This window comes from Brachybacterium sp. AOP3-A1-3 (assembly GCF_052378285.1).
GTDB lineage: Bacteria > Actinomycetota > Actinomycetes > Actinomycetales > Dermabacteraceae > Brachybacterium.
In genome coordinates this window covers 260,576-279,373 of the sequence record NZ_JBQSXM010000004.1, presented here as the reverse complement: position 1 = coordinate 279,373, position 18,798 = coordinate 260,576, and the positions used below count along the sequence as shown (strand labels likewise).

The following is an 18,798-nucleotide window of genomic DNA, read 5'->3' as shown; positions in this document are numbered from 1 at the left end:
GGAGCAGGACGGGTCAGCGGGGAAGGTCCGCGGTGCGACGACCCGCGTCGCGCACCTCGATGCGTCCGGAGGACCACCGTGCGGTATCCGCACGCAGGTCCTCGAGGAGCTCGGGGCTGAGCAGCACAGTCAGGGTCGCGTCCCGGGAGGAGTACGTCGTGGGCTCCACCGGGGCGGCGTGCGCCCCTGCCCAGATCCGCACCGCGTTCTCCGCGATGCCCACTTCGGCGAGCGGCACGTCGAGCTCGGCGACGACCAGCTCGGTGCGACGCAGCAGAGTCGCTGCGGAGACGGCCTGCTCGACCCCGGCGGTATAGGCGCGCACCAGCCCGCCGGCTCCCAGCTTCACCCCGCCGAAATAGCGGATGACGATCGCGAGGGTGTCGACGAGCCCGGCATGCAGCAGCGACTGCAGCATCGGCATCCCGGCGGTCCCCGACGGTTCGCCGTCGTCGCTGGAGCGGTTGACCTCGGCGGACTGTGCGGTCTCGCCGATCACGAGGGCGGTGCAGTGGTGGCGGGCATCGGGATGCTCGCGGCGTGCGGCCCGGACCAGGGCGTCGACCTCCTCGAGGGACTCCACCCGATGCAGGCGGGTGAGGAACCGGGAGCGCTTCTCGACCAGCTCCGTCTCGACATCGGCGGCGAGGACGAGGGGTTCGGGCATGGGGCCGAGTCTAGGTGGGCGCGTCCAGCCCGGTCCTGTCCGGGTGGGTCCGATGACCGCCGCCGTCGCCTGTCGCCGGGGCATTACGCTGGCACCGGGCCGCATCGCGGCAGCCAACCGATACGTCCTGGAGGACCCTTTGACCGCTCCAATCTCCTCGCCCTACCCGTCTCCCGGACCGCAGCCCGGCCAGAACCTGGGCCAGCCCCCGCAGCGACAGAGAGCCGGGAAGGCCCCGAAGATCCTCATCATCCTCGGCAGCATCATCCTGGCGCTGGCCGTCATCATCGGGGCCGTGATCGCGATCATCGGGATCCGTGCGACCGCCGGCGGGATCGGCGACATCGAGGTCTTCGACAGCGGCTCCGCCTCGATCACGGCCGAACAGGGCGACTCGCTGCAGCTCTACGCCGAAGCGGGAACGGACGCACCGGCCTGCGAGATCCTGTCCCCGTCCGGTGAGGCCCCGGGCGAGGGCACCATCCAGACCAGTTCGACCGCGATCGACGGCAAGCAGTGGGATTCCTTCGACTCCTTCACCGCGAACGAGGCCGGCGAGTACACCGTCGACTGCGCGGGCACCCCGGTCGCCGTCGGCCCGCCCGTCTCCATCGGTGGCATCTTCGGCGCGATCGGCGGCATCCTGCTCGCCGTGGGCGGAGGTTTCCTCGGGTTCGTGCTCCTCGCGATCGGCGTGATCCTGCTGATCGTGCGCAAGCGCCGCGTGACGGCGTGAGCACGGAGCGGAAGTTCCCGTTCGAGCTGGAGCCCGGCGAGCAGCCGCGGAAGAGCGGCGGCGCGAACATGCAGCGAGGCGCCGAGGCCGTCGGCGGGAGGCTGTTCCTGACCACTTCGCGCCTGGTGTTCCGGCCCCATGCCCTGAATCTGCAGACCGCGCCGGCGCAGATCGAGCTGGGAGCCGTCGTCGGCGTCGCCCCGGCCTGGACCAAAGTGTTCGGGAAGCTTCCGCTGCTGAAGAACTCGGTGGAGGTGACGCTGGCCGACGGGTCGCGGCAGAGCTTCGTCGTGACCGGGCGCTCCGCGTGGATCGTGGCGATCGACGCAGCACGCGGCGGGGGAGTGCGCGTCGGCTGACCTGACCGGTCACCGGTCATGACGCGAGGGGCCCACCCGGAGCATTTCTGCTCCCGGTGGGCCCCTCTCGCACAGCCACTCAGCCACGCAGTCGCTGGGCCAGTCCAGTCACGCAATCACTCGGCCCTGCAGCTAGTCAGCCGCTGGGGGAGGTCGCTGCGCTCTCACTGTGCCGCGATGCGCGACGGCGATGGGTGAGGACTCAGGCGTCCTCGGTCACCAGCGGGTACACGCCGTTCTCGTCGTGGACCTCGCGGCCGGTCACCGGCGGGTTGAACACGCACACGCACTTGATCTCCGTGCGGGGGCGCACGATGTGCTTGTCGTGGTCGTTGAGCAGGTAGAGGCTGCCCGGGGCGAGCTCATGCGTCTCGCCGGTGGCGAGGTCCTCGATGGTGCCCTCACCCTGGGTGATGAACACGGCCTCGATGTGGTTCGCGTACCAGAAGTAGCTCTCGGTCCCGGCGTACAGGGTGGTCTCGTGGACCGAGAAGCCCACGCCCTCCTTGGCCAGGATGATGCGCTTGGAGCGCCAGTTCTCCGACTGGATGTCGGCGTCGGTGCCTTCGACCTCTGCAAGGGTGCGAACGAGCATGGGGGTGGTCCTCTCCGTGGATGGTCTGTGGGTCCTGCACCTGAGCGTGCGCTCAGGGACGTCGGCCCGTCCCTGGACGGGAACGGGCCGACGGGTACTGGGGGATCAGGCGGACAGCGCCTCGTCGATGGCGGTCTCGATGATGTCGAGTCCGTCGCGGAGCTGCTCATCGGGGATGGTGAGTGCGGGGAGCAGCTTGACGACCTCGTCGGACGGACCGGAGGTCTCCACCAGCAGGCCCTCCTCGAAGGCGCGCGAGGTGACCTTGCCGGCCTGCTCGCCGGTGGGCAGCTGCAGACCGCGGGCGAGGCCGCGGCCCTTGACGATCAGCTCGTGCTGATCGGCGTGACGGGCGGCGATCTGATTGAAGCGGCTCTCGATGTAGGCGCCCTTGGCGATGGTGGACTTCTCGAGCTCGTCATCGCTCCAGAACAGCTCGAAGGCCTTGGCGCCGGAGGCGAACGCGGGGCCGAAGCCGCGGAAGGTGCCGTTGTGCTCGCCCGGCTCCCAGATGTCCAGCTCGGGCTTGAGGAGGGTCAGCGCGAGGGGCATGCCGTAGCCGCTGATGGACTTCGACAGCGTGACGATGTCGGGCTTGATGCCCGCCTCCTCGAAGCTGAAGAAGCCGCCCGTGCGGCCGCAGCCCATCTGGATGTCGTCGACGATCAGCAGGATGTCGTGGACCTTGCACAGGTCGGCGAGGCCGCGCAGCCACTCGGCGCGGGCCGCGTTGATGCCGCCCTCGCCCTGGACCGTCTCGACGATCACGGCGGCGGGCTTGTTCAGGCCGCTGCCGCCGTCGGTGAGCAGACGCTCGAGGTACATGAAGTCCGGGACGACCTGGCCGAAGTAGTCGTCGAAGGGCATCGGGGTGGCGTGCACCAGCGGGATGCCGGCGCCGCCGCGCTTGAGCGAGTTGCCGGTGACCGACAGGGCGCCCAGCGTCATGCCGTGGAAGGCGTTGGTGAAGTTCACGACCGACTCGCGGCCGGTGACCTTGCGGGCGAGCTTCAGCGCGGCCTCGACGGCGTTCGCACCGCCCGGGCCGGGGAAGGCAACCTTGTAGTCGAGATCGCGCGGGGCCAGGATCAGATCGTTGAAGGTCTCCAGGAAGCGGCTGCGCACATCGGTGAACATGTCCAGGCCGTGCACGATGCGGTCCTCGAGGAAGTGGTCGATGACGACCTTCTTCAGCTCGGGGTGGTTGTGGCCGTAGTTCAGGGTGCCGGCGCCGGCGAAGAAGTCGGTGTACTCGCGGCCGTCCTCGGCGACGAGCGTGGAGCCCTTGGCGTGCGTGAAGCTCACGGGCCAGCTGCGCGAGTAGCTGCGGACCTCGGACTCGAGCGAGGTGGAGTTGATGGGGGCGATCGCAGTCATGGTGTCTCCCTAGGTGAGGTGTGCAGATGGTCTGGGTGTCCGGGTGGACTTGGTCTTCGGGCGCGGTCTCCGGGCGCGCCGGAGCGCCCGTGTCGACGGGTCGTGCGACGGGGTGGGGTCAGGAGCCGGTGTGCAGCTCTCCGATCACATGGAGCAGCTCGGCCCCGTGTCCGGCGTCCGGGAAGTCGGTCTCCTCGAAGAGCGGCTCGATGCGATGGTCGGCGCCGTGACGCTCGGCGAAGGAGGCGAACAGCCGCTGGGACGCGGCGTTGTCCTCGGTGATGGTGGTCTCCAGGGTGCGCACGTGGGTCAGGTCCTCGAGCAGTGCATCGAGCATCCGGCGGGCGACCTGGCGGCCGCGCATCGACTCGTCCACGGCGATCTGCCAGATGAACAGGCAGTCGGGGTCGGTGGGTCGCAGGTAACCGATGACGAAGCCGACGACCGCGCCGTCGTGGACGGCGACACGGGAGGTCTGTGCGAAGTCCCGTGCGAGCAGGAGGTAGGCGTAGGACGTGTTCAGATCCAGCGTCCCGCTGTCGCGGGCCACGCGCCACATCTCGGCGCCGTGGCGATGGATGGGGGTGATGATCTCCGGATCGGAGCTCTCAGCAGCAGTCTCAGCAGCAGATCGTGTCGTACTTCGAGGTGAAGGGTGGTCGTCGGAACTTGTCGTCAGTTGGCCCATAACGCTCACCAACGCTATCGAGAGCAGCGACAAATGTGGAGCCCGTGCCGTGGTGCAACGCACCTTCCTCGGAGTGTCGTGACGCAAACGTGACCGTCAGTCCTTCGATCTCCGGATTGTCCGACAACCCGGGGTCATGCGTGGCGACCAGCGGGTTTGTTCGCAGTTCAGGGCGCTTTTCAGGGGGTCGACCGGAGTTGGTGTGGGGTGCATCACTGCCTGGCCCTCGGGGCCCGCTCTCGCGCGCGGGGATGGCAAGGGCCCCCACGGGTGTCTCGATCATGGAGACCTGCCGCGCCGGCGAGAGGGCCTCGGTACCGTCTAGGTCATGAACCCCCTCGATTCACTCAACGAGTTCCTCGGAAACGCGGAGGGCTGGCTCTGGACCTGGGCCGGCATGCCCGTGGTCGTGGTGCTCGGTCTGTACTTCACGATCCGCTCCAAGGGCGTCCAGTTCCGGATGATCCCGGCGATGTTCGGAGCGATCACCCAGAAGGCCCAGCGGGAGGAGGTCGGCGAGGGCAGGGGGCGCTCCGAGCGCACCAAGTCCCTCAGCGCCTTCCAGGCGTTCTCCGTTTCCGCCGCAGCCCGTGTGGGCACCGGGAACATCTCCGGTGTGGCCGGGGCGATCTTCCTCGGCGGTCCGGGCGCGGTGCTGTGGATGTGGGTGATGTGCCTGCTCACGGGTGCCGCAAGCTTCATCGAGTCCACGCTCGCGCAGCTGTGGAAGACCCGCGCCGCGGATACCTACAAGGGTGGCCCGGCGTTCTACATCGCCCGTGGTCTGGGCAGTCGGAAGTTCGGTCTGTTCTTCGCGGTGCTGTTCATCTTCTGCTTCGCGTTCGCCTTCACCTCGCTGCAGGCCAACACGATCGTGGATGCCTTCTCCGGGGCCGTCGCCGTCTACACCGATCCTGAGGGTCTGCCGTGGCTGCCCATCGTGCTCGGCGTGCTGCTGGCCGTGCTCACCGGCGTGATCGTCTTCGGCGGGATGCGCCGCGTGGCCAGCGTCGCCCAGAACATGGTTCCGATCATGGCGGCGATCTACCTGCTGCTCGGGATCATCATCGTGGGCATGAACGTCGGCGAGCTGCCCCGCGTCATCACCCAGATCGTCACCGAGGCCTTCAGCCCCCAGGCCGCGATCGGCGGCGGCATCGGTGCCGTCATCGTCAACGGCGTCCAGCGCGGCATGCTCTCCAACGAGGCCGGCATGGGCTCGGTCCCCAACGTCGCTGCCACCGCCTCGGTCAGCCACCCGGTCAAGCAGGGCCTGGTGCAGACGCTCGGCGTCTACTTCGACACGATCCTGATCTGCTCGATCACCGCGTTCATCGTGCTGGTCGCCTTCCCGGACGTCTCCATGGGCGACGAGGGCCTGGTGATGGTGCAGCAGTCGCTCACCGACAACCTCGGCGGCTGGGCCGCGATCCTGCTCGCAGTGATCATGTTCCTGCTCGCGTTCACCTCGGTGCTGGGGAACTTCTCCTACGGCGAGGCGAACATGCACTTCATCACCTCCAAGCGCGGCTGGCACATCGCCTTCGGCGCCGCCGTGACCGTGCTGGTGTTCATCGGCTCCGTGATCGCCGTGGACCTCGCCTGGACCATCGCCGGCGTGTCCATGGTGTTCATCGCCCTGATCAACCTCGTGGTGATCGCGTTCCTGGCACCCACGGCGTTCAAGCTGCTGCGCCACTACAACGCCCAGCGCGCCCAGGGCCTGGACCCCATCTTCCTGGCCTCGGACCTTCCCGAGATCAAGAACGTCGAGGTCTGGGTCGACGAGGACGTCTGCGACTACCAGGAGCAGCGAGAGCTGGACTCCGCTCACTGAGCATCGGCCGCTGAGCGTCGCCCGCTGAGCGTCGCCCACTGTGCGTCGGCAGGTGGGTGCTGGCTGCAGAGTGTTGGCCGTCGGGCGCCGACGGGTGAACAGCACAAATCGGGTGCGGGACGGATCCCGCACCCGATCTGCACGTCGAGTTCCTCCGCTGTTCACTCCGGAGCGTCCTCGGCCCCCTACGCTCTGGCGCGATGAATTCTCCGATGCCGCCCGCTGCGTCTGAGCGACAGCACTGGATGGACCTGCTTCGCGGTGGCGCGATCCTCCTCGTGATCGCCCACCACCTCCGCCTCGTCCAGCAGGTCTGGGACGGTTCCGCCCCCTGGGCGATGGTCGAGCTGTCCGAGGCGCTCGCGCCGTTCCGGATGCCGGCGCTGCTGTTCGCCTCCGGGATGCTGCTGGCGAGATCGCTCGAGAAGCCGGCCGGCCGCTACCTCGTGGGCAAGGTGCGCAGCCTGCTGTGGCCGTGGCTGCTGTGGTCGGCGATCATGCTGCCGATCCTGGGGTGGAGCAACGGCGCGGATCCGCTGTGGTGGATCAACGGCATGTACACCTGGTTCCTCATGGCGCTGTTCCTGTACTACGTGATCGGGCTCCTCGTCCGCTGGGTCCCGCCGGGATGGATCGCCCTGGCGAGCGTCGCCGTCTGGACGGCCCTGCCCCTGCTCGGCATCGAGCACGACGTCGACGGGCCGCGGCCGGACAAGTTCATCTACTACGCGGTGTACTTCTTCGCCGGGGCGGCGCTGCGGAACGTGCTCACCGCGCGCACGATCCCGCTCGCCCTGCTGGTCCCTGCCCTGGGTCTCGCGGCGGCCTGGGCGCTGTGGGCGGCGCTGAGCGATGCCGAGCCGTCGGTCCCCGTGGTGACTCAGGTCGTCGTGCTGGTGTCCGTGATCGCCGCGATAGGACTCGCGCAGCGTCTCCCGCGGATGCGGCTCACCCGTCCCGTGGAGTGGCTGGGCCGCCACTCGATCGTCGCCTACCTCGTGCACCTCCCCGTGATCGAGCTCCTCTGCCGCCACCTGGACGTGCCGCCGAGCGCGGCGAGCTACCTGCTGTTCTACCTGGTGACGACCGGGATCTGCGTGCTCGCGATCCTGATCCGGCCGACGACGGGAATCCTGTATGCCTGGCCGGCCCGGCGTCCCGCGCCGGCGCGCCAAGAGCAGGCCCGTGCGCCGCGTCCGGCGTTCTCGAGCGCCGCCGCGCACAGGTAGGATGGTCTGGCTCGCTCAGCGGGCGCGGGCCTGTAGCTCAGTCGGCAGAGCATCGGACTTTTAATCCGCGGGTCGAGGGTTCGATCCCCTCCGGGCCCACTGGTCAGAGAGAGTTCTGGGGAGACGAGAGGCGGATGTCGTGCCCATGTGGTGCCACATCCGCACTCTCGGACGAGTCCTAGCTGGGGTATAGCCCAGGGCTAGTGCAGTCCGAAATCCAGACTGTCCCGCCCGCGGCGCACACTCTCCCCATGGACCTGATCCGAACCCGCCACGGCTGGACCTACCCCGACCCCGGCCCATGCGAATGCGGCGAGTCTGGCGCGTGCGTCAGCTTCCAGTTCCGCCAGTTCGCCGGCGCGACCGGCGGCGGCCGCCCCGCGTGGCCGTGTCGGGCCTGCCACACGGTGCGGACGCTCGGCTGCTCGGGCGCGATCGCGGTACCGAACGAGTACGGGGGGCGCGACGGAGCGCCCTGGGTATGACGAAAGCGCCCACCCTCCCCTGGGAGAGTGGGGGCGTACTTTCGTGGGGAGCGGCCCTCGACTCTCAGCCATGTCGCTGCCAACGAAGGCGGCCGTAGCGTCGAGTCATGAGCGAGAAGAAACGACAAGTCTCCCTGCACGAAGCCCTGACCGTCGCGATGCGCTGGTTGCGACGCAACTCATAGCGAAGCTGATCCTGCCGGACGAATGGCTTGCCGCGTGGACTATGTGGCACATCGTCGGAGTCTCGGCGCTGATCGCGCTGGCGTGCCTCGGCGTGGCGACGCTCGTACGATCAAGGACTGCCAAACGGCGGGAAACATCCAGGACATGAAGAGAGCGCCCCCTCGCCCTGCGAGTAGTCAGGTAGGTGGGGGCGCTTCTCCTTCCCTCTCCTCAGAGGGGTGCGGCCTCGCCATGGGTTTCACGACGTAACGAAGCCGCGTCCCAGAGACTAGATGCAGTAGCTGGGGAGCACCCGATCGACTGGTCGGGGCAGCGGCGGTGCTGGAGGGTTGGAGCCGCGCTAGAATCCGCATCATCGATAGCCAAGCTAAGGAGTGCGGATGGAGCACGACAAGCTCGTTGAGGTCATCAGAACCGTGATCGAGAACCGACAGGATCCCGGGGTGTCTCATCGGCTCGAGGATTACGACCTCGACGCGATCGCTACCGAGGTGCACGAGCAGACTGTGGCCGCAGGTGCAGACGAACTCGACCCTGAGAAGTACTGGAACATCGTCGACAAGCACTTCAAGGGCTGAGGTCCCTGGCATAACGAAAGCGCCCCACCTCCCAGCCGAAGCTGAGGGTGGGGCGCTTCTCGTTCCCTCTCCTCAGAGGGGCGCGGCCTCGCCATGGGTTTCGAGGACACCGCGAGGCCGCACGCAACAGCTTAGCTAGGCGAAGCAGTTATTTCCAACTGGCTCTCGACATGCGGAAGTGCCCATCCTTTGAGCAGGTGGGTGTTCCGCGCGTCACGGGAGATCGAGAGGGGGGCTTGGGGGCGACGGCGGCACCTCGCCGAGGACCTTGCGGAGGATCTCAGCGAACTTGCTCTCGTCCTGCCGGATGCAGCCGAGCGGGCCCGCGGTTCGTTCCGCGACGGGATCCACTTCGTAGTAGGCGTCGACGGCAGAAAGGAACTTCGCGCACTGCTGCGAGGTGAGGTCCGGACTGTTGGACTCGAGCCATACCGTTGCTTCAATTCGTTCACTCTCGGTGCTCACCAGATTCGCCCTTTGGTCAGTTTCGACAATAACCAAATTTTACTGCACAGTCCTAGAAGTTTTCTAGCCCGTTGCAGGTCAGAGGGGTAGGGTGGTGGTAGTCGGCAGCATGGTGGATCTGCTTATTTTGGGCCACTCAAAGAGGAGACCCATGACTAGTTGAACTGCTCCCGACACGTATGCCGTGATCGAACCGCCCGCTCCAGACAGTCTGACCTTCATCTAGACCGCGCACATTCACTACAAGGGGTACAAGCGTACGGAGATGATCGAGTCGTACTGCGAGGAGAGCTTGAAGAAGCGTTGCCAAGCTCGGGGTGTCACCAGATTCGTCATGATGCAGGACGCCGAGTAGGCAGGTCCCAGGCCAGGAGTCAGCACTACGTCTCGTGAGCCCGGGTCCTACCGGCGGCGTGCGTCAGAATTTGGCGTGTCGAGAAGCATTCCAGCGCCCGCAGCCAACAACACTCCGATCCCGGCGACGACGGCCACCGCCAAGGCGATGAACGCGACCAGTAGAACGATGTGAGCCAGTGCCATGTGGCGATCGTACCCGCCGGCCGGCCGTCACCAGCGGGCCCGGGCATAGAAGTGCCTCCATCCCGCCGTAAAGGGATGGAGGCTCCCCTTCCCAGGGGGTCGCCCCCGTCTGGCACTGCAGGAAGAGACGGGGTGACCAGGAAATACTACAAGCTTTGACCATCGTGAATCTGACCTATAGGCGTGCGAAGGCGCCCCCACCTTCCCGGAGGAAGATGGGGGCGTTTCTGAGAGCATCGACCGCGAAGTGTTCAGCAGCGCGAGACCGACTGGTCAACCGTATCGGCGCCCGCGCGCTCCTTCAGGTGCAACTGGTAACCGTTTGGTATCGGGCCGGTCCGACCGCGATCATCTCGTGCTTTGAGCAAGACCGACGGTGACGCCTTGCCGGGCATCGCCTGTCTGGTGGCTCATCGGCGCACCTGCCGGCAGGGCCTCTCGCCAATCTGATCGTGTCGTCGCTCCGAACAATCTCTTGGGTCAGATGTCCTCTTGATCCTGACCAAGGAGACTCCTATGACTGGCAAGACAGCATCCGAGACTTACGCCGTGATCGAAGCTCCCGCCTCGGGTGGCAACTCGTTCACATGGACAGCGACGATCCGCCGCAGAGGGTTCAAGCGCACGGAGACACTGTTCGCGTACACCGAGAGCGCTCTGAGGGAGCAATGCATGGCGAAGCGCGTCACTCGGTTTGAGACCGTGCAGGGCAGTGACTAGTGGAGCGACTGCGGACGCGACGCGCCAGCCGACGTCACCTATGACGAAAGCGCCCCACCTCCCAGCCTTAGCTGAGAGGTGGGCGCTGTCATGTCGTCGTCGACTGGTGTTGTTCTCGGCTGGTCAGCGGTTGCTGGCTGCTCGGGTGTCTGTGGCGGTGAAGAGCTGTCGTGCGGCATCCCCGAGCCGGATGATGCCCAGCACCGCGACGATCCCACCGATCAGTACGCTCTGCGATAGCGAGACGCCGGACGTGGCCCAGGTGATTCCGAACCAGACGATAATCAGGGACACCAGAATCCCGACGGCCCCCAGGACGAGTTTCTTCCAGTCCAACTGTCCTCCTCGCAATTGCGTACGGCCGCGACAATGGTACATATAGGGCGGCTCCCCGTCCTTGTCGTCGTGCGTCGCGGTCGGCTTGCTGGTCCTCGAGCTCGCACACGATCACTACGGGGACGCGCTCTGTACGCGGCCGGTGGGGCGCAGCGCGTGGCGTTGGGCTGCACGGCTCCTGATCCCCGACGAGGACTACGCCGACGCTGAGGCGGAACACCAGTCGGCAGGTGCGATCGCAGAGCACCTCGGCGTCACCGTCGAAATCGTCCACGCGTGGGCGTGTCAGATGGTCTGTGTAAGCCGTACTGAGAGGAACGGTAAGAATCATGACCATGACGAACGAGAAGCAGCAGCCGGGCGGTGAGCCCTCCGGCCAGGACCTGGTCGAGCAGTTGAAGGCCTCCGGACAGCTCGACGTACTGTGGGAGCGGGACGAGGATCTGCTGCTGGCGTCGACGTGATCCACGCAGTCTTGAGACCTGCAGTCAGCCCTCCTGCCACGTCGATGTCGAGGCTGTCGCCCACCATCCATCCGTCGAGAGGGCACGCGAGTCGTCGGGCGACCTCGCGGAAGATATCCGGGTCTGGTTTGCGGCGTCCGAACTCGGAGGAGATGACCCATCCGTCCACGAGATCCGCGAGTCCCGTGCTCCGGATCTTGCTCTCCTGGTTATCGGCCATGCCGTTGGTGCAGATGCCCAGCCGCCACCCGGCGTTGCGAAGGTCCTCCAGCGCTGATCGGTCGGCATCAGTGCATCGGACGAGATCCGGCATCTGTGCGCGATAATCGCTCCATGCGGCCTCGGGTGTCACGGGGGGGGGGGCGAAGCGCTCGACGATCATCGAGAAGATCTCGCCCTTCGGGCGGCGCCGGGTCAACGCTGCGGCGATGTCGCCCGCATCCTGCTCATCGAGGCTCCATGCCTTCGCGAACCCGCGTGTCCAAGTCCGCGCGGCGCCCGCCTGGTCCACGAGGGTTCCGTCCAGATCGAATATCGCAAGGGGCACGGCCACAGCCTACGGACCACGCGTGCCTCGTCGTGGATGGGCCAGGACCGGCCGACGATGCTGCCGTTCGTGAGGCGCGCCGACATATCCTCGGGACCATGGTGCACCGTCTGTCGTCCGCGTCGATGGTGCCGCATGCCCAGTACCTGGCGAGCCTGCCGAGGAAGCGGGTGATCACCAGTGCGCTGATCATCGCGGAGGACCGCAGGGTGCTGTGCGTCGAGCCCACCTACAAGGACGCCTGGCATCTCCCCGGAGGCACCGTGGAGTAGGGCGAGTCACCGTCGGACGCATGTATTCGCGCGTGTCGAGAAGAGCTGGGTGTCTCGATCGATCTCGGCAGGCTGCTCGCCGTGGGGCACATCGAACCGGGAGTAGATGACCCGCACGGGGCGCTGGCGTTCGTCTATGAAGCCTCGATGGGCTCGTCCGCGATCGACGGCCTCGACCTGGCGAACGACGAGATTCGCAGTGCCGCCTGGTTGGGGGACGCGGAGATGCATCGACAGCTGAGCCACCTGGCACTCCGATTCGTCCGGTCGGGGAGAGAAGCTTTGGACCGGGGCGGCCTTGTGGAGTTCGATCGAGATGAGAGATCCATGGGCTCCGGCCGCGGATCCCTTCGTCGATGAGCACGGGGGAGCTCCTCACTTTCGACGTGAGCGGGTCATCCCGCATCCTCGATGGGGGCCGCGGTGACGGCGCCGTCGATACGGCTGTCGGTGAGTGCGGCGTGGAGCGCAGTGCGGGGGATCGGGCCGATGGTGACCTCGGACAGGTCAGTGGTGCACGTGAGCCACACGTCGGTGCCGCGGGTGGTGATGGTGAGGGCGTCGCCGTCGTGGTCGCTGAGCTCGATGGGGAACATGCTGTCTCCGGTAGAAGGGTCGGCGCTGGGATGCAGCGCTGTGGTCGTTGCGGATGAGGACGTCACGGCGGGCGGAGTTCTCACGCGATCGGAGCCCTTTTGTGAAAGGCTTCACATTTTGCGGTAGCCGACGTGGGGTCTGACGGGTCCTCCCGGGTGAGGGGTCGGTGCTGTCCGCTCGCAGGAACCTCGCAGCGGAGCTCGGCAGCCCCGCGATGACCGTCCGCGATCGCCTCTCCGCGGAACGGAGTCCGGGCACTTCAGGCCGGGTGGTCTGCCCGTAGGCTTGCCCGGTGACCTTCGCCGACCTCGCTCTCCTCGCGACGATCATCGGCGTCGGGGCGGGGCTCCAACGGCTCACGGGCATGGGGTTCGCCCTGGTCGCCTCACCCTTCCTGGTCCTGACGGCGGGGCCCGTCGAGGGCGTGCTGGTGACGAATGCGTGCGGTGTCGTGTCATCGCTCCTCAACCTCGGGCTCGTGCACCGCGACGTCGAGTGGCGACGCCTGCTGCGCTTCACCCCGTTCTCGTTGGTGGGGATCGTGCTGGGCGTGCTCGTGCTCACAGTGCTTCCCGCGGATCCCTTGGCCGTGCTGGTCGGAGTGCTGATCCTGATCGCCATCGGCGTGACCGTGATTGCCAGGCCCGGCGCCGTGAAGGACGGCCTGCCGGTGAGCTCCGGGTTCGGTGTCGCCTCGGGCTTCATGAACGTGACGGCAGGCGTGGGCGGGCCCGCGTTGGCCGTCTACGCGGCGGCTACCGGGTGGGCCCATAAGGGTTTCGCGGCGTCGGCCCAGGCCCACTTCCTGCTCCTCAGTGCACTCTCGTTGGTCGCGAAGGGGTCGCTGCCCTCGATGGAGGGGACCGGCTGGGTGGTGACGATCGCGGCGATCCTGATCGGTGCCGCGATCGGGCAGCGACTCGCCGGACGCTTCGCGGGCAAGACTCTGATGCGGGTCGTGCTCGTCCTGTCCGCTGCGGGCGCGGTGATGACGATCGCCCAGGCGCTCATCTGACGAGGGTCAGGTGTCAGGGGGCGGGCTCCCGACACGGAGATGCCCGACTCCTGCCGGGGAGCCACGCCGGACCTCGGCGCGATCGTCGCCTCACCACGGGTTTCGAGTCGCGAGGGGTCCGTGGTGATCACGCGTGTCGTGACGGGAGCGCGGGGTCCGATCGAGTGGTAGGGCCTCCACTGTCGATTCCCGTATCGGGAGCGTTATGTTCTCCTGCACCAGTAGAGAAGCTAAGGACCCACGATGAGCAAACCCCCACTCGAGCTGTCTGATCGGGACAACGATTCCCTCACTCTCCAGGCCGACGGGGAAAGCGTCTGGGTGACATGCACCAGCGGCGCCGACGAGGTGACGGTGGGCGCCGTGGAGAAGGACGAGATTCTCGACTGGCTCACCGAGACGCCTCCGAACTGACGCTCGACGGACCAGGCGCTCCACCTCGCGCGGTTCAGCCGGGTGCGGGGAAGCTCCTCGTGGTGCTCAGGAAGCGTCCGTGTCCGGGGCCGCCGTGGGGTGCTCCCTGCCCAGCACCTCGCGCAGGATGGCCGCGAAGGCGCGATCGTCCTCGTGGAGGATGCTGATCGGGTCCGGACCGCGCGAGGCGATCGGGTGCTCGTCGTAGTAGACGTCGACGGCGGCGAAGAACTCGTCACGCTGCTGCGCGGAGATGTCGGTGTGGGCAGCTTCGAGCCAGACCAGGGCCTCGAGCTGCTCTCCCGGGGTGCTCATCACTTCTGTCCTTTTGCGGCGGGTCGACGTTCACGTGAATCTTGCCGGCCGGCAACTGCCGCAGGAACACGAAACTGCAGGTCAAGACGCCCGTTATGGGCGTTTTTTGAAGTCGGAGCCCTCGGAATGTCCCGGGTTCCTCGCGAGGATCTGCTGCGACGGACAGGACTGCGCGTGGCACCCGGGCAGCGCCCGATGCTCCCACCCCGACCGGTTGGGGGGTTCATCGGGGCCACGACGGCTCACCGGAGCACACGGGTAGTGTCGCCACCATGGTCGAGCTCGAGTCGCACGACGCTCTCTGGGCGAGCTCCTTCGCGCACGCCGCGGGCGACATCTCTGCTGCGCTGACCGGACGGGTCGACGCGATCGAGCACATCGGGAGCACGGCAGTTCCCGGTCTCCTCGCCAAGCCGGTCATCGACATCGCTGCACGTGCTGTCGCCGACGCAGACCCGTTCGCGATGGGGGAGCCGCTGGAAGGCCTCGGATACGCCGTGCACGGCGCGGGCCCGACGAATCACGCAGAGCTCGCTCATCCAGGAGCTGCTCGATGAGGAGCGCAGAAGTCGCGGGCTGCCAACAGTCGGTGCCTGGGACAAGTAGCGTGCAGCGAGATCGCGTCGGCAGCGCAGCTGAGGAACGGCGGATCGACGGCGGAGGACAGAAGGAATGAACAGTGCCTGATCGACCTGAGATCGTCTGCCTCTGCGGTTCGATGCGCTTTGCGGACGAGATGCGTGCGTGGAGCCGTGATCTGACCATGGCCGGTGTCATCGTCCTCGCGCCTGGTGAGGCAGGCGAGAAGATCACCGAGGAGCAGAAAGCAGCGCTGGGCGCCCTGCATCTGCGAAAGATCGACCTCGCGGACAGGGTGCTGATCGTGAATCCCGGCGGGTACGTCGGCGAGACCACGCGAGGCGAGATCGCCTATGCGCAGGCCATCGGCACAGCGATCTCGTTCACTGATCCGGGCCGGCCGGCCGGCAGTCTGCAACCCGCACGATCGTGAAGGCCCGGCCCGGCAAGGAGGCCACGGGCCATGAGCTCCACCTCGGCGAGTGACCACCACCAGATAGGCTCGGCATCCGGGGTACTTGACCGCGCCCACGCTGGCCGGTCACGCGAGAGGGAGACACATGCCGGAGACGAACTATCCCTACGGCCACGGGGGAGATCAGGACCGACCAGGCGGCGGACTCCCGGACCATGAGCCCACCCCGCCTGGATACGGCGAGGCCCCGTTCTCGCCGTCACCCTCCGGGGGAGCGTTCGGCTCCATCCCGCCGGGCACGGCCTCCGGCCCATCCTTCGACTCTGCGGCACCGCCCACATCGCCCACCTCGGCCTCGTCCGCTGCGCCGGCACCCTGGGCCGCCTCCGCGACCTCGGGACCGGCAGCACCGACGGGCGCCCAGGGTACGCAGGTCTCCCAGGGGGCACAGATGCTCTCTGCGGCGCAGGCCGGCGCTACCCTGCGGAAGGTCGGCATCGGCAACCCCCTGCCCACGTTCGCCGTCGGGGCGCTCGCCTACATCGTGGCCCTCGGCGCCGCGCTGCTGGTGATCATCTCGGGCATCCTCGCCGCGCTCACCGCCGATACCGGCGACCTGACCGGCGGCGGCACCGTCCCGACCGATGGCTCGACCTCTCCCGCGGGGGACGGCGGCTGGCAGGCGATCGTGGGTCTGGTGGGGATCCCGTTCCAGCTGGTCTCCCTCGCCTCCTTCGGCTCCTACGACGCCGAGCTGAACCTGGGCTTCTTCGGCAATGCCGCGATGAGCTTGCGGGGGCTGCCCTTGCTGATCACTGTGGCGATGGTCGCGACCGCCTTCGTCGTCGGCCGTCTCGTCCAGCGCCGCTGGGGCTCGAACGGCGTGCTCGGTGCCCTGCTGTGGTCGGGGATCTCCGGGCTCGCCGTCGCGATCTTCGCCGTGATCGCCACCCGTGTCACCGCGCTCACGATCGAGGACGACACGCTCGGGTTGTCCCTGTCGATGCACTCCGCCGGGGTGGACATGTTCTTCGGCACCTGGGTGCTCATCGCGCTTCCCCTGTTCCTGGGTCATGTCGCGGGACTCGAGAAGCCCGCCTGGTGGCCGGTGATCGCGGACCTCGCCGCCGCGCCCCGGCTGGCACTCGTCCACGCCCTGGTCTTCGCGGTCCCGGTCTGGATCCTGATGGCGGTGGTCGTATCGATCGGGATGGTGGTCCAGGGTGATGGGGGGACGGTTCTCTCCATGTTCCTGGCGATCCCGATCTGGGGGCTCACGGGCCTCGCGCTGCTGCCCGGGCTGGGCATGCTGACGGTTCCGATGCACATGAACTCCAGGGGTGCGGTCGAGGATTTCGGGGGCGCGCGCGGCAACGAGTTCCTGTGGTTCTTCGAGCTGCCCTGGTACCTGTGGATCCCCCTGGTGCTGATCGCTCTGCTGATGCCGGCGGTGGTCGCGGTGCTCTGGAACCGGGACCGCCGGATCGAGAAGGGGAACGTCCTCGCGCAGGTCGTGTCCTGGGCTGCGCTTCCGCTCGCCTACTTCGGGTGGTCGCTGATCCTGCTCGCGCTGGTCCGGATCTCCCTGCAGATGCAGATGGGGATGGTGGGCGACCTCGGGATGACCGTCGGCCTCGCCCCGTGGATGCCGGTGGTCGCGTTCTTCATCGGACTGATGGTCGAGGCGCTCGCCCGGTTCGGTGCCCCGTTCGTGGATCGGTTCGTGCCCGGGCCGCTCGTGAACTGGTTCCGACGGTCGGCGCGGAGGCGACGGGCCGACGGGACGCCGGGCACGGGCCAGACAGCTCCCGGCCAGGCGGCTCCCGGCCAGGCGGCTCCCGGTCAGGTGCCTCCGATGCAGGGACCCCCGATGCAGGCATCGTCGGCGCAGCTGCCGCCCGCGCCCCGCTTCCCGGGAGCCTGATCGGGGCTTGATCGGCGCCTGGCCCGGCCCTGAGGGCCGTCATCCCAGAATGCTGAAGTTCCCGCGAAGGGTCTGCTGCGGATCGAGTTCCTCCTTGAGCCGCCGCAGCCGCTGCATCGAGGCGTCCGGGAGCGCGGTGGCCAGGGTCTCCGTAGGGCTGAGGAAGGTGATCGGCTTGCGGCCGCTGACCGGCAGCGCCGAGGCGATCTCCGCCTGGCGATCCGAGATCCCCGCGGCCACCTCCGGGGTCGAGGGCACCCCGAACAGGTAGACGGCATACGGCTCTTCGAGTGCGCCATGCGGGTTGCCGGTGCCCTCGGCGAGGGCGCCGCCCAGGTGTCGGATCTGCACGGTCATCAGCGGAGCGATCGGCGTGTCCAGGAGCGTGGTGAGGGCATCGTCATCGAGTCGGGTGAGCAGCTCGCCGCGGGACAGCCCGGGCCCCGGATCGACGGGCTCAGCGGTGATCCGGCCCAGCTCGGCCACGCTGAGCGCGGCGCGGGAGTCCGCCAGGGGAGCGGGGAGGCGCTCAGTGGCCTGCAGGAGCCTGCGGGCCTCGTCCTCCTCGCCCAGGAAGGTGGAGTCGATCGCGATCATCGGCTCGGAGCCGGGGAAGCTGAGCAGCTCGAGCCAGAGGGTCAGCTCCGGCGGGGCGGCCTCGGTCAGCGCCCGGTAAGCCCGGGCGACCTCCTGCGCATGTGTGGCGGACCAGAGCTGTCGCCCGCCCGCGACGGACGGTGCGGGATGCACCCTCAGCTCGAGCGAGGTGACGATCGCCAGGTCCCCGCCCCCGCCGCCCAGCGCCCACAGGAGCTCGGGATCGCTCTGCGGGGTCACCGTGCGTGCGGCGCCGTCGGCGGTGATCACCTCGGCGGAGAGGATGCTGTCGGCGATCCACCCGAAGGCGCGCCCGAACCAGCTCAGCCCGCCGCCGAGCGCCGCGCCGGTCACCGTGACCACCGGCGAGCTGCCCGGCAGCGCGGTCAGCCCGTGCGGGGCGAGAGCCCGCTGCAGCTCGCCCGAACGCACCCCTGCGCCGATGCGGGCGGTCCTGGCACCGGGATCGACCTCGATCGTGTCCAGGCGTGAGGTGCGCAGCAGGATCGACCCGTCGGCCCGACCGGTGGCACCGTGCCCGCTGGGCTGCGTCGCGACGCTCAGCGCGTGGGCGGAGGCGAAACACACGAGCTCGGCGACGTCTGCGGCATCGGCGGCCTCGACGACCGCACTGACGTCCTGCGGAATCGCGAGGTTCCAGGGGCGGTGCGCCCGCTCGAAGCCGGGGTCGCCGGGCAGCTGCACCGGCCCGCGGACGATATGGGGCAGCGCGGTGAGGGTGGTGTGCGGGAGGATGCTCATCAGGACTCCTTGAGGTTGGCGATCTGAGAATGCCGATCTGTCGTTGCCGATCGGGGTGAGGACGCCTCGAGGTGGGCGTTCCTGACAGGGAGTCGGTCG

General features: G+C 67.8%; 21 protein-coding genes, 1 tRNA gene and 2 pseudogenes. 14 read left to right on the top strand and 10 right to left on the bottom strand.

Features of this window, described 5'->3' with window-relative positions:
- Positions 1-13: 13 nt before the first annotated feature.
- Entirely contained in the window at positions 14-667 is a 654-nt protein-coding gene (locus ACT3T5_RS08530; protein WP_444579950.1) for an IMPACT family protein, read from the bottom strand.
- A 139-nt stretch (positions 668-806) separates the two neighbouring features.
- Between ACT3T5_RS08530 and ACT3T5_RS08525 the strand changes: the two genes are divergently transcribed.
- The gene (locus tag ACT3T5_RS08525) at positions 807-1,403 is read left to right on the top strand and encodes a hypothetical protein (protein ID WP_444594147.1); all 597 of its coding nucleotides are present in this window, start codon (positions 807-809) and stop codon (positions 1,401-1,403) included.
- Positions 1,400-1,762 (top strand): GRAM domain-containing protein, encoded by a 363-nt coding sequence (locus ACT3T5_RS08520; RefSeq protein ID WP_444579952.1) that lies wholly within the window; start codon positions 1,400-1,402, stop codon positions 1,760-1,762. The genes ACT3T5_RS08525 and ACT3T5_RS08520 overlap by 4 nt, the downstream gene beginning before the upstream one ends.
- Before the next feature lie 202 nt (positions 1,763-1,964).
- Here the strand turns inward: ACT3T5_RS08520 and ACT3T5_RS08515 are convergent, their stop codons facing one another.
- From ACT3T5_RS08515 to ectA, 3 genes are all read right to left on the bottom strand, one after another.
- A complete protein-coding gene (locus tag ACT3T5_RS08515) occupies positions 1,965-2,357 on the bottom strand; it encodes an ectoine synthase (protein WP_444579953.1) in 393 nt (130 codons plus the stop codon).
- Positions 2,358-2,462: 105 nt separating this feature from the next.
- Positions 2,463-3,734 carry a diaminobutyrate--2-oxoglutarate transaminase gene (gene ectB / locus ACT3T5_RS08510; RefSeq protein WP_444579954.1) on the bottom strand — a complete coding sequence of 424 codons (1,272 nt, stop codon included), beginning with the start codon at positions 3,732-3,734 and terminating at the stop codon, positions 2,463-2,465.
- A gap of 118 nt (positions 3,735-3,852) precedes the next feature.
- The gene (gene ectA / locus ACT3T5_RS08505; protein ID WP_444594229.1) at positions 3,853-4,314 is read right to left on the bottom strand and encodes a diaminobutyrate acetyltransferase; all 462 of its coding nucleotides are present in this window, start codon (positions 4,312-4,314) and stop codon (positions 3,853-3,855) included.
- 436 nt (positions 4,315-4,750) lie between these two features.
- Between ectA and ACT3T5_RS08500 the strand changes: the two genes are divergently transcribed.
- The 4 genes from ACT3T5_RS08500 to ACT3T5_RS08485 all read left to right on the top strand — a co-directional run bounded on the left by ACT3T5_RS08500 (position 4,751) and on the right by ACT3T5_RS08485 (position 8,737).
- A complete protein-coding gene (locus ACT3T5_RS08500) occupies positions 4,751-6,259 on the top strand; it encodes an alanine/glycine:cation symporter family protein (protein ID WP_444579955.1) in 1,509 nt (502 codons plus the stop codon).
- A gap of 200 nt (positions 6,260-6,459) precedes the next feature.
- Positions 6,460-7,488: an acyltransferase family protein gene (locus ACT3T5_RS08495; RefSeq protein WP_444594146.1), complete on the top strand. Its 1,029-nt coding sequence runs from the start codon at positions 6,460-6,462 to the stop codon at positions 7,486-7,488.
- 26 nt (positions 7,489-7,514) lie between these two features.
- Positions 7,515-7,587, top strand: a tRNA-Lys gene (locus ACT3T5_RS08490).
- Between the two features lie 952 nt (positions 7,588-8,539).
- The gene (locus tag ACT3T5_RS08485; RefSeq protein WP_444579957.1) at positions 8,540-8,737 is read left to right on the top strand and encodes a hypothetical protein; all 198 of its coding nucleotides are present in this window, start codon (positions 8,540-8,542) and stop codon (positions 8,735-8,737) included.
- Positions 8,738-8,950: 213 nt separating this feature from the next.
- On the opposite strand, the gene ACT3T5_RS08480 is transcribed toward ACT3T5_RS08485, so the two are convergent.
- Both ACT3T5_RS08480 and ACT3T5_RS08475 read right to left on the bottom strand, forming a co-directional pair.
- Positions 8,951-9,202, bottom strand: coding sequence for a hypothetical protein (locus ACT3T5_RS08480; protein WP_444579958.1), 252 nt, complete (start codon positions 9,200-9,202; stop codon positions 8,951-8,953).
- Positions 9,203-10,585: 1,383 nt separating this feature from the next.
- On the bottom strand, positions 10,586-10,798 hold the full coding sequence (locus tag ACT3T5_RS08475) for a hypothetical protein (RefSeq protein ID WP_193119549.1): 213 nt from the start codon (positions 10,796-10,798) through the stop codon (positions 10,586-10,588).
- A gap of 329 nt (positions 10,799-11,127) precedes the next feature.
- Between ACT3T5_RS08475 and ACT3T5_RS08470 the strand changes: the two genes are divergently transcribed.
- A complete protein-coding gene (locus ACT3T5_RS08470; protein WP_264298789.1) occupies positions 11,128-11,262 on the top strand; it encodes a hypothetical protein in 135 nt (44 codons plus the stop codon).
- A 10-nt stretch (positions 11,263-11,272) separates the two neighbouring features.
- On the opposite strand, the pseudogene ACT3T5_RS08465 reads toward ACT3T5_RS08470, so the two are convergent.
- Positions 11,273-11,809, bottom strand: a pseudogene (locus ACT3T5_RS08465) (HAD family hydrolase); the annotation flags it as partial.
- A gap of 98 nt (positions 11,810-11,907) precedes the next feature.
- Here ACT3T5_RS08465 and ACT3T5_RS08460 point away from each other — a divergent pair.
- Both ACT3T5_RS08460 and ACT3T5_RS08455 read left to right on the top strand, forming a co-directional pair.
- Positions 11,908-12,081 carry a hypothetical protein gene (locus tag ACT3T5_RS08460; protein WP_444594145.1) on the top strand — a complete coding sequence of 58 codons (174 nt, stop codon included), beginning with the start codon at positions 11,908-11,910 and terminating at the stop codon, positions 12,079-12,081.
- Between the two features lie 12 nt (positions 12,082-12,093).
- Positions 12,094-12,441 (top strand): annotated as a pseudogene (locus ACT3T5_RS08455) (hypothetical protein); the annotation flags it as partial.
- Positions 12,442-12,476: 35 nt separating this feature from the next.
- On the opposite strand, the gene ACT3T5_RS08450 reads toward ACT3T5_RS08455, so the two are convergent.
- Positions 12,477-12,677, bottom strand: a complete 201-nt coding sequence (locus ACT3T5_RS08450) for a hypothetical protein (RefSeq protein ID WP_444594144.1) — start codon at positions 12,675-12,677, stop codon at positions 12,477-12,479.
- A gap of 293 nt (positions 12,678-12,970) precedes the next feature.
- On the opposite strand from ACT3T5_RS08450, the gene ACT3T5_RS08445 reads away from it, so the two are divergent.
- Both ACT3T5_RS08445 and ACT3T5_RS08440 read left to right on the top strand, forming a co-directional pair.
- On the top strand, positions 12,971-13,693 hold the full coding sequence (locus ACT3T5_RS08445; protein ID WP_444594143.1) for a TSUP family transporter: 723 nt from the start codon (positions 12,971-12,973) through the stop codon (positions 13,691-13,693).
- Positions 13,694-13,936: 243 nt separating this feature from the next.
- On the top strand, positions 13,937-14,107 hold the full coding sequence (locus ACT3T5_RS08440) for a hypothetical protein (RefSeq protein ID WP_444594142.1): 171 nt from the start codon (positions 13,937-13,939) through the stop codon (positions 14,105-14,107).
- A 66-nt stretch (positions 14,108-14,173) separates the two neighbouring features.
- On the opposite strand, the gene ACT3T5_RS08435 is transcribed toward ACT3T5_RS08440, so the two are convergent.
- Entirely contained in the window at positions 14,174-14,422 is a 249-nt protein-coding gene (locus ACT3T5_RS08435) for a hypothetical protein (protein WP_444579829.1), read from the bottom strand.
- A 272-nt stretch (positions 14,423-14,694) separates the two neighbouring features.
- Here ACT3T5_RS08435 and ACT3T5_RS08430 point away from each other — a divergent pair, with 272 nt between their 5' ends.
- The 3 genes from ACT3T5_RS08430 to ACT3T5_RS08420 all read left to right on the top strand — a co-directional run bounded on the left by ACT3T5_RS08430 (position 14,695) and on the right by ACT3T5_RS08420 (position 17,340).
- Positions 14,695-14,979 carry a GrpB family protein gene (locus tag ACT3T5_RS08430; protein ID WP_444594141.1) on the top strand — a complete coding sequence of 95 codons (285 nt, stop codon included), beginning with the start codon at positions 14,695-14,697 and terminating at the stop codon, positions 14,977-14,979.
- A gap of 122 nt (positions 14,980-15,101) precedes the next feature.
- Positions 15,102-15,434, top strand: a complete 333-nt coding sequence (locus ACT3T5_RS08425) for a hypothetical protein (protein ID WP_444579833.1) — start codon at positions 15,102-15,104, stop codon at positions 15,432-15,434.
- A gap of 127 nt (positions 15,435-15,561) precedes the next feature.
- A complete protein-coding gene (locus ACT3T5_RS08420; RefSeq protein ID WP_444594140.1) occupies positions 15,562-17,340 on the top strand; it encodes a hypothetical protein in 1,779 nt (592 codons plus the stop codon).
- A 39-nt stretch (positions 17,341-17,379) separates the two neighbouring features.
- Here ACT3T5_RS08420 and ACT3T5_RS08415 read toward each other — a convergent pair whose 3' ends face one another.
- Entirely contained in the window at positions 17,380-18,699 is a 1,320-nt protein-coding gene (locus ACT3T5_RS08415) for an FAD-binding oxidoreductase (RefSeq protein WP_444594139.1), read from the bottom strand.
- Between the last annotated feature and the right edge of the window lie 99 nt (positions 18,700-18,798).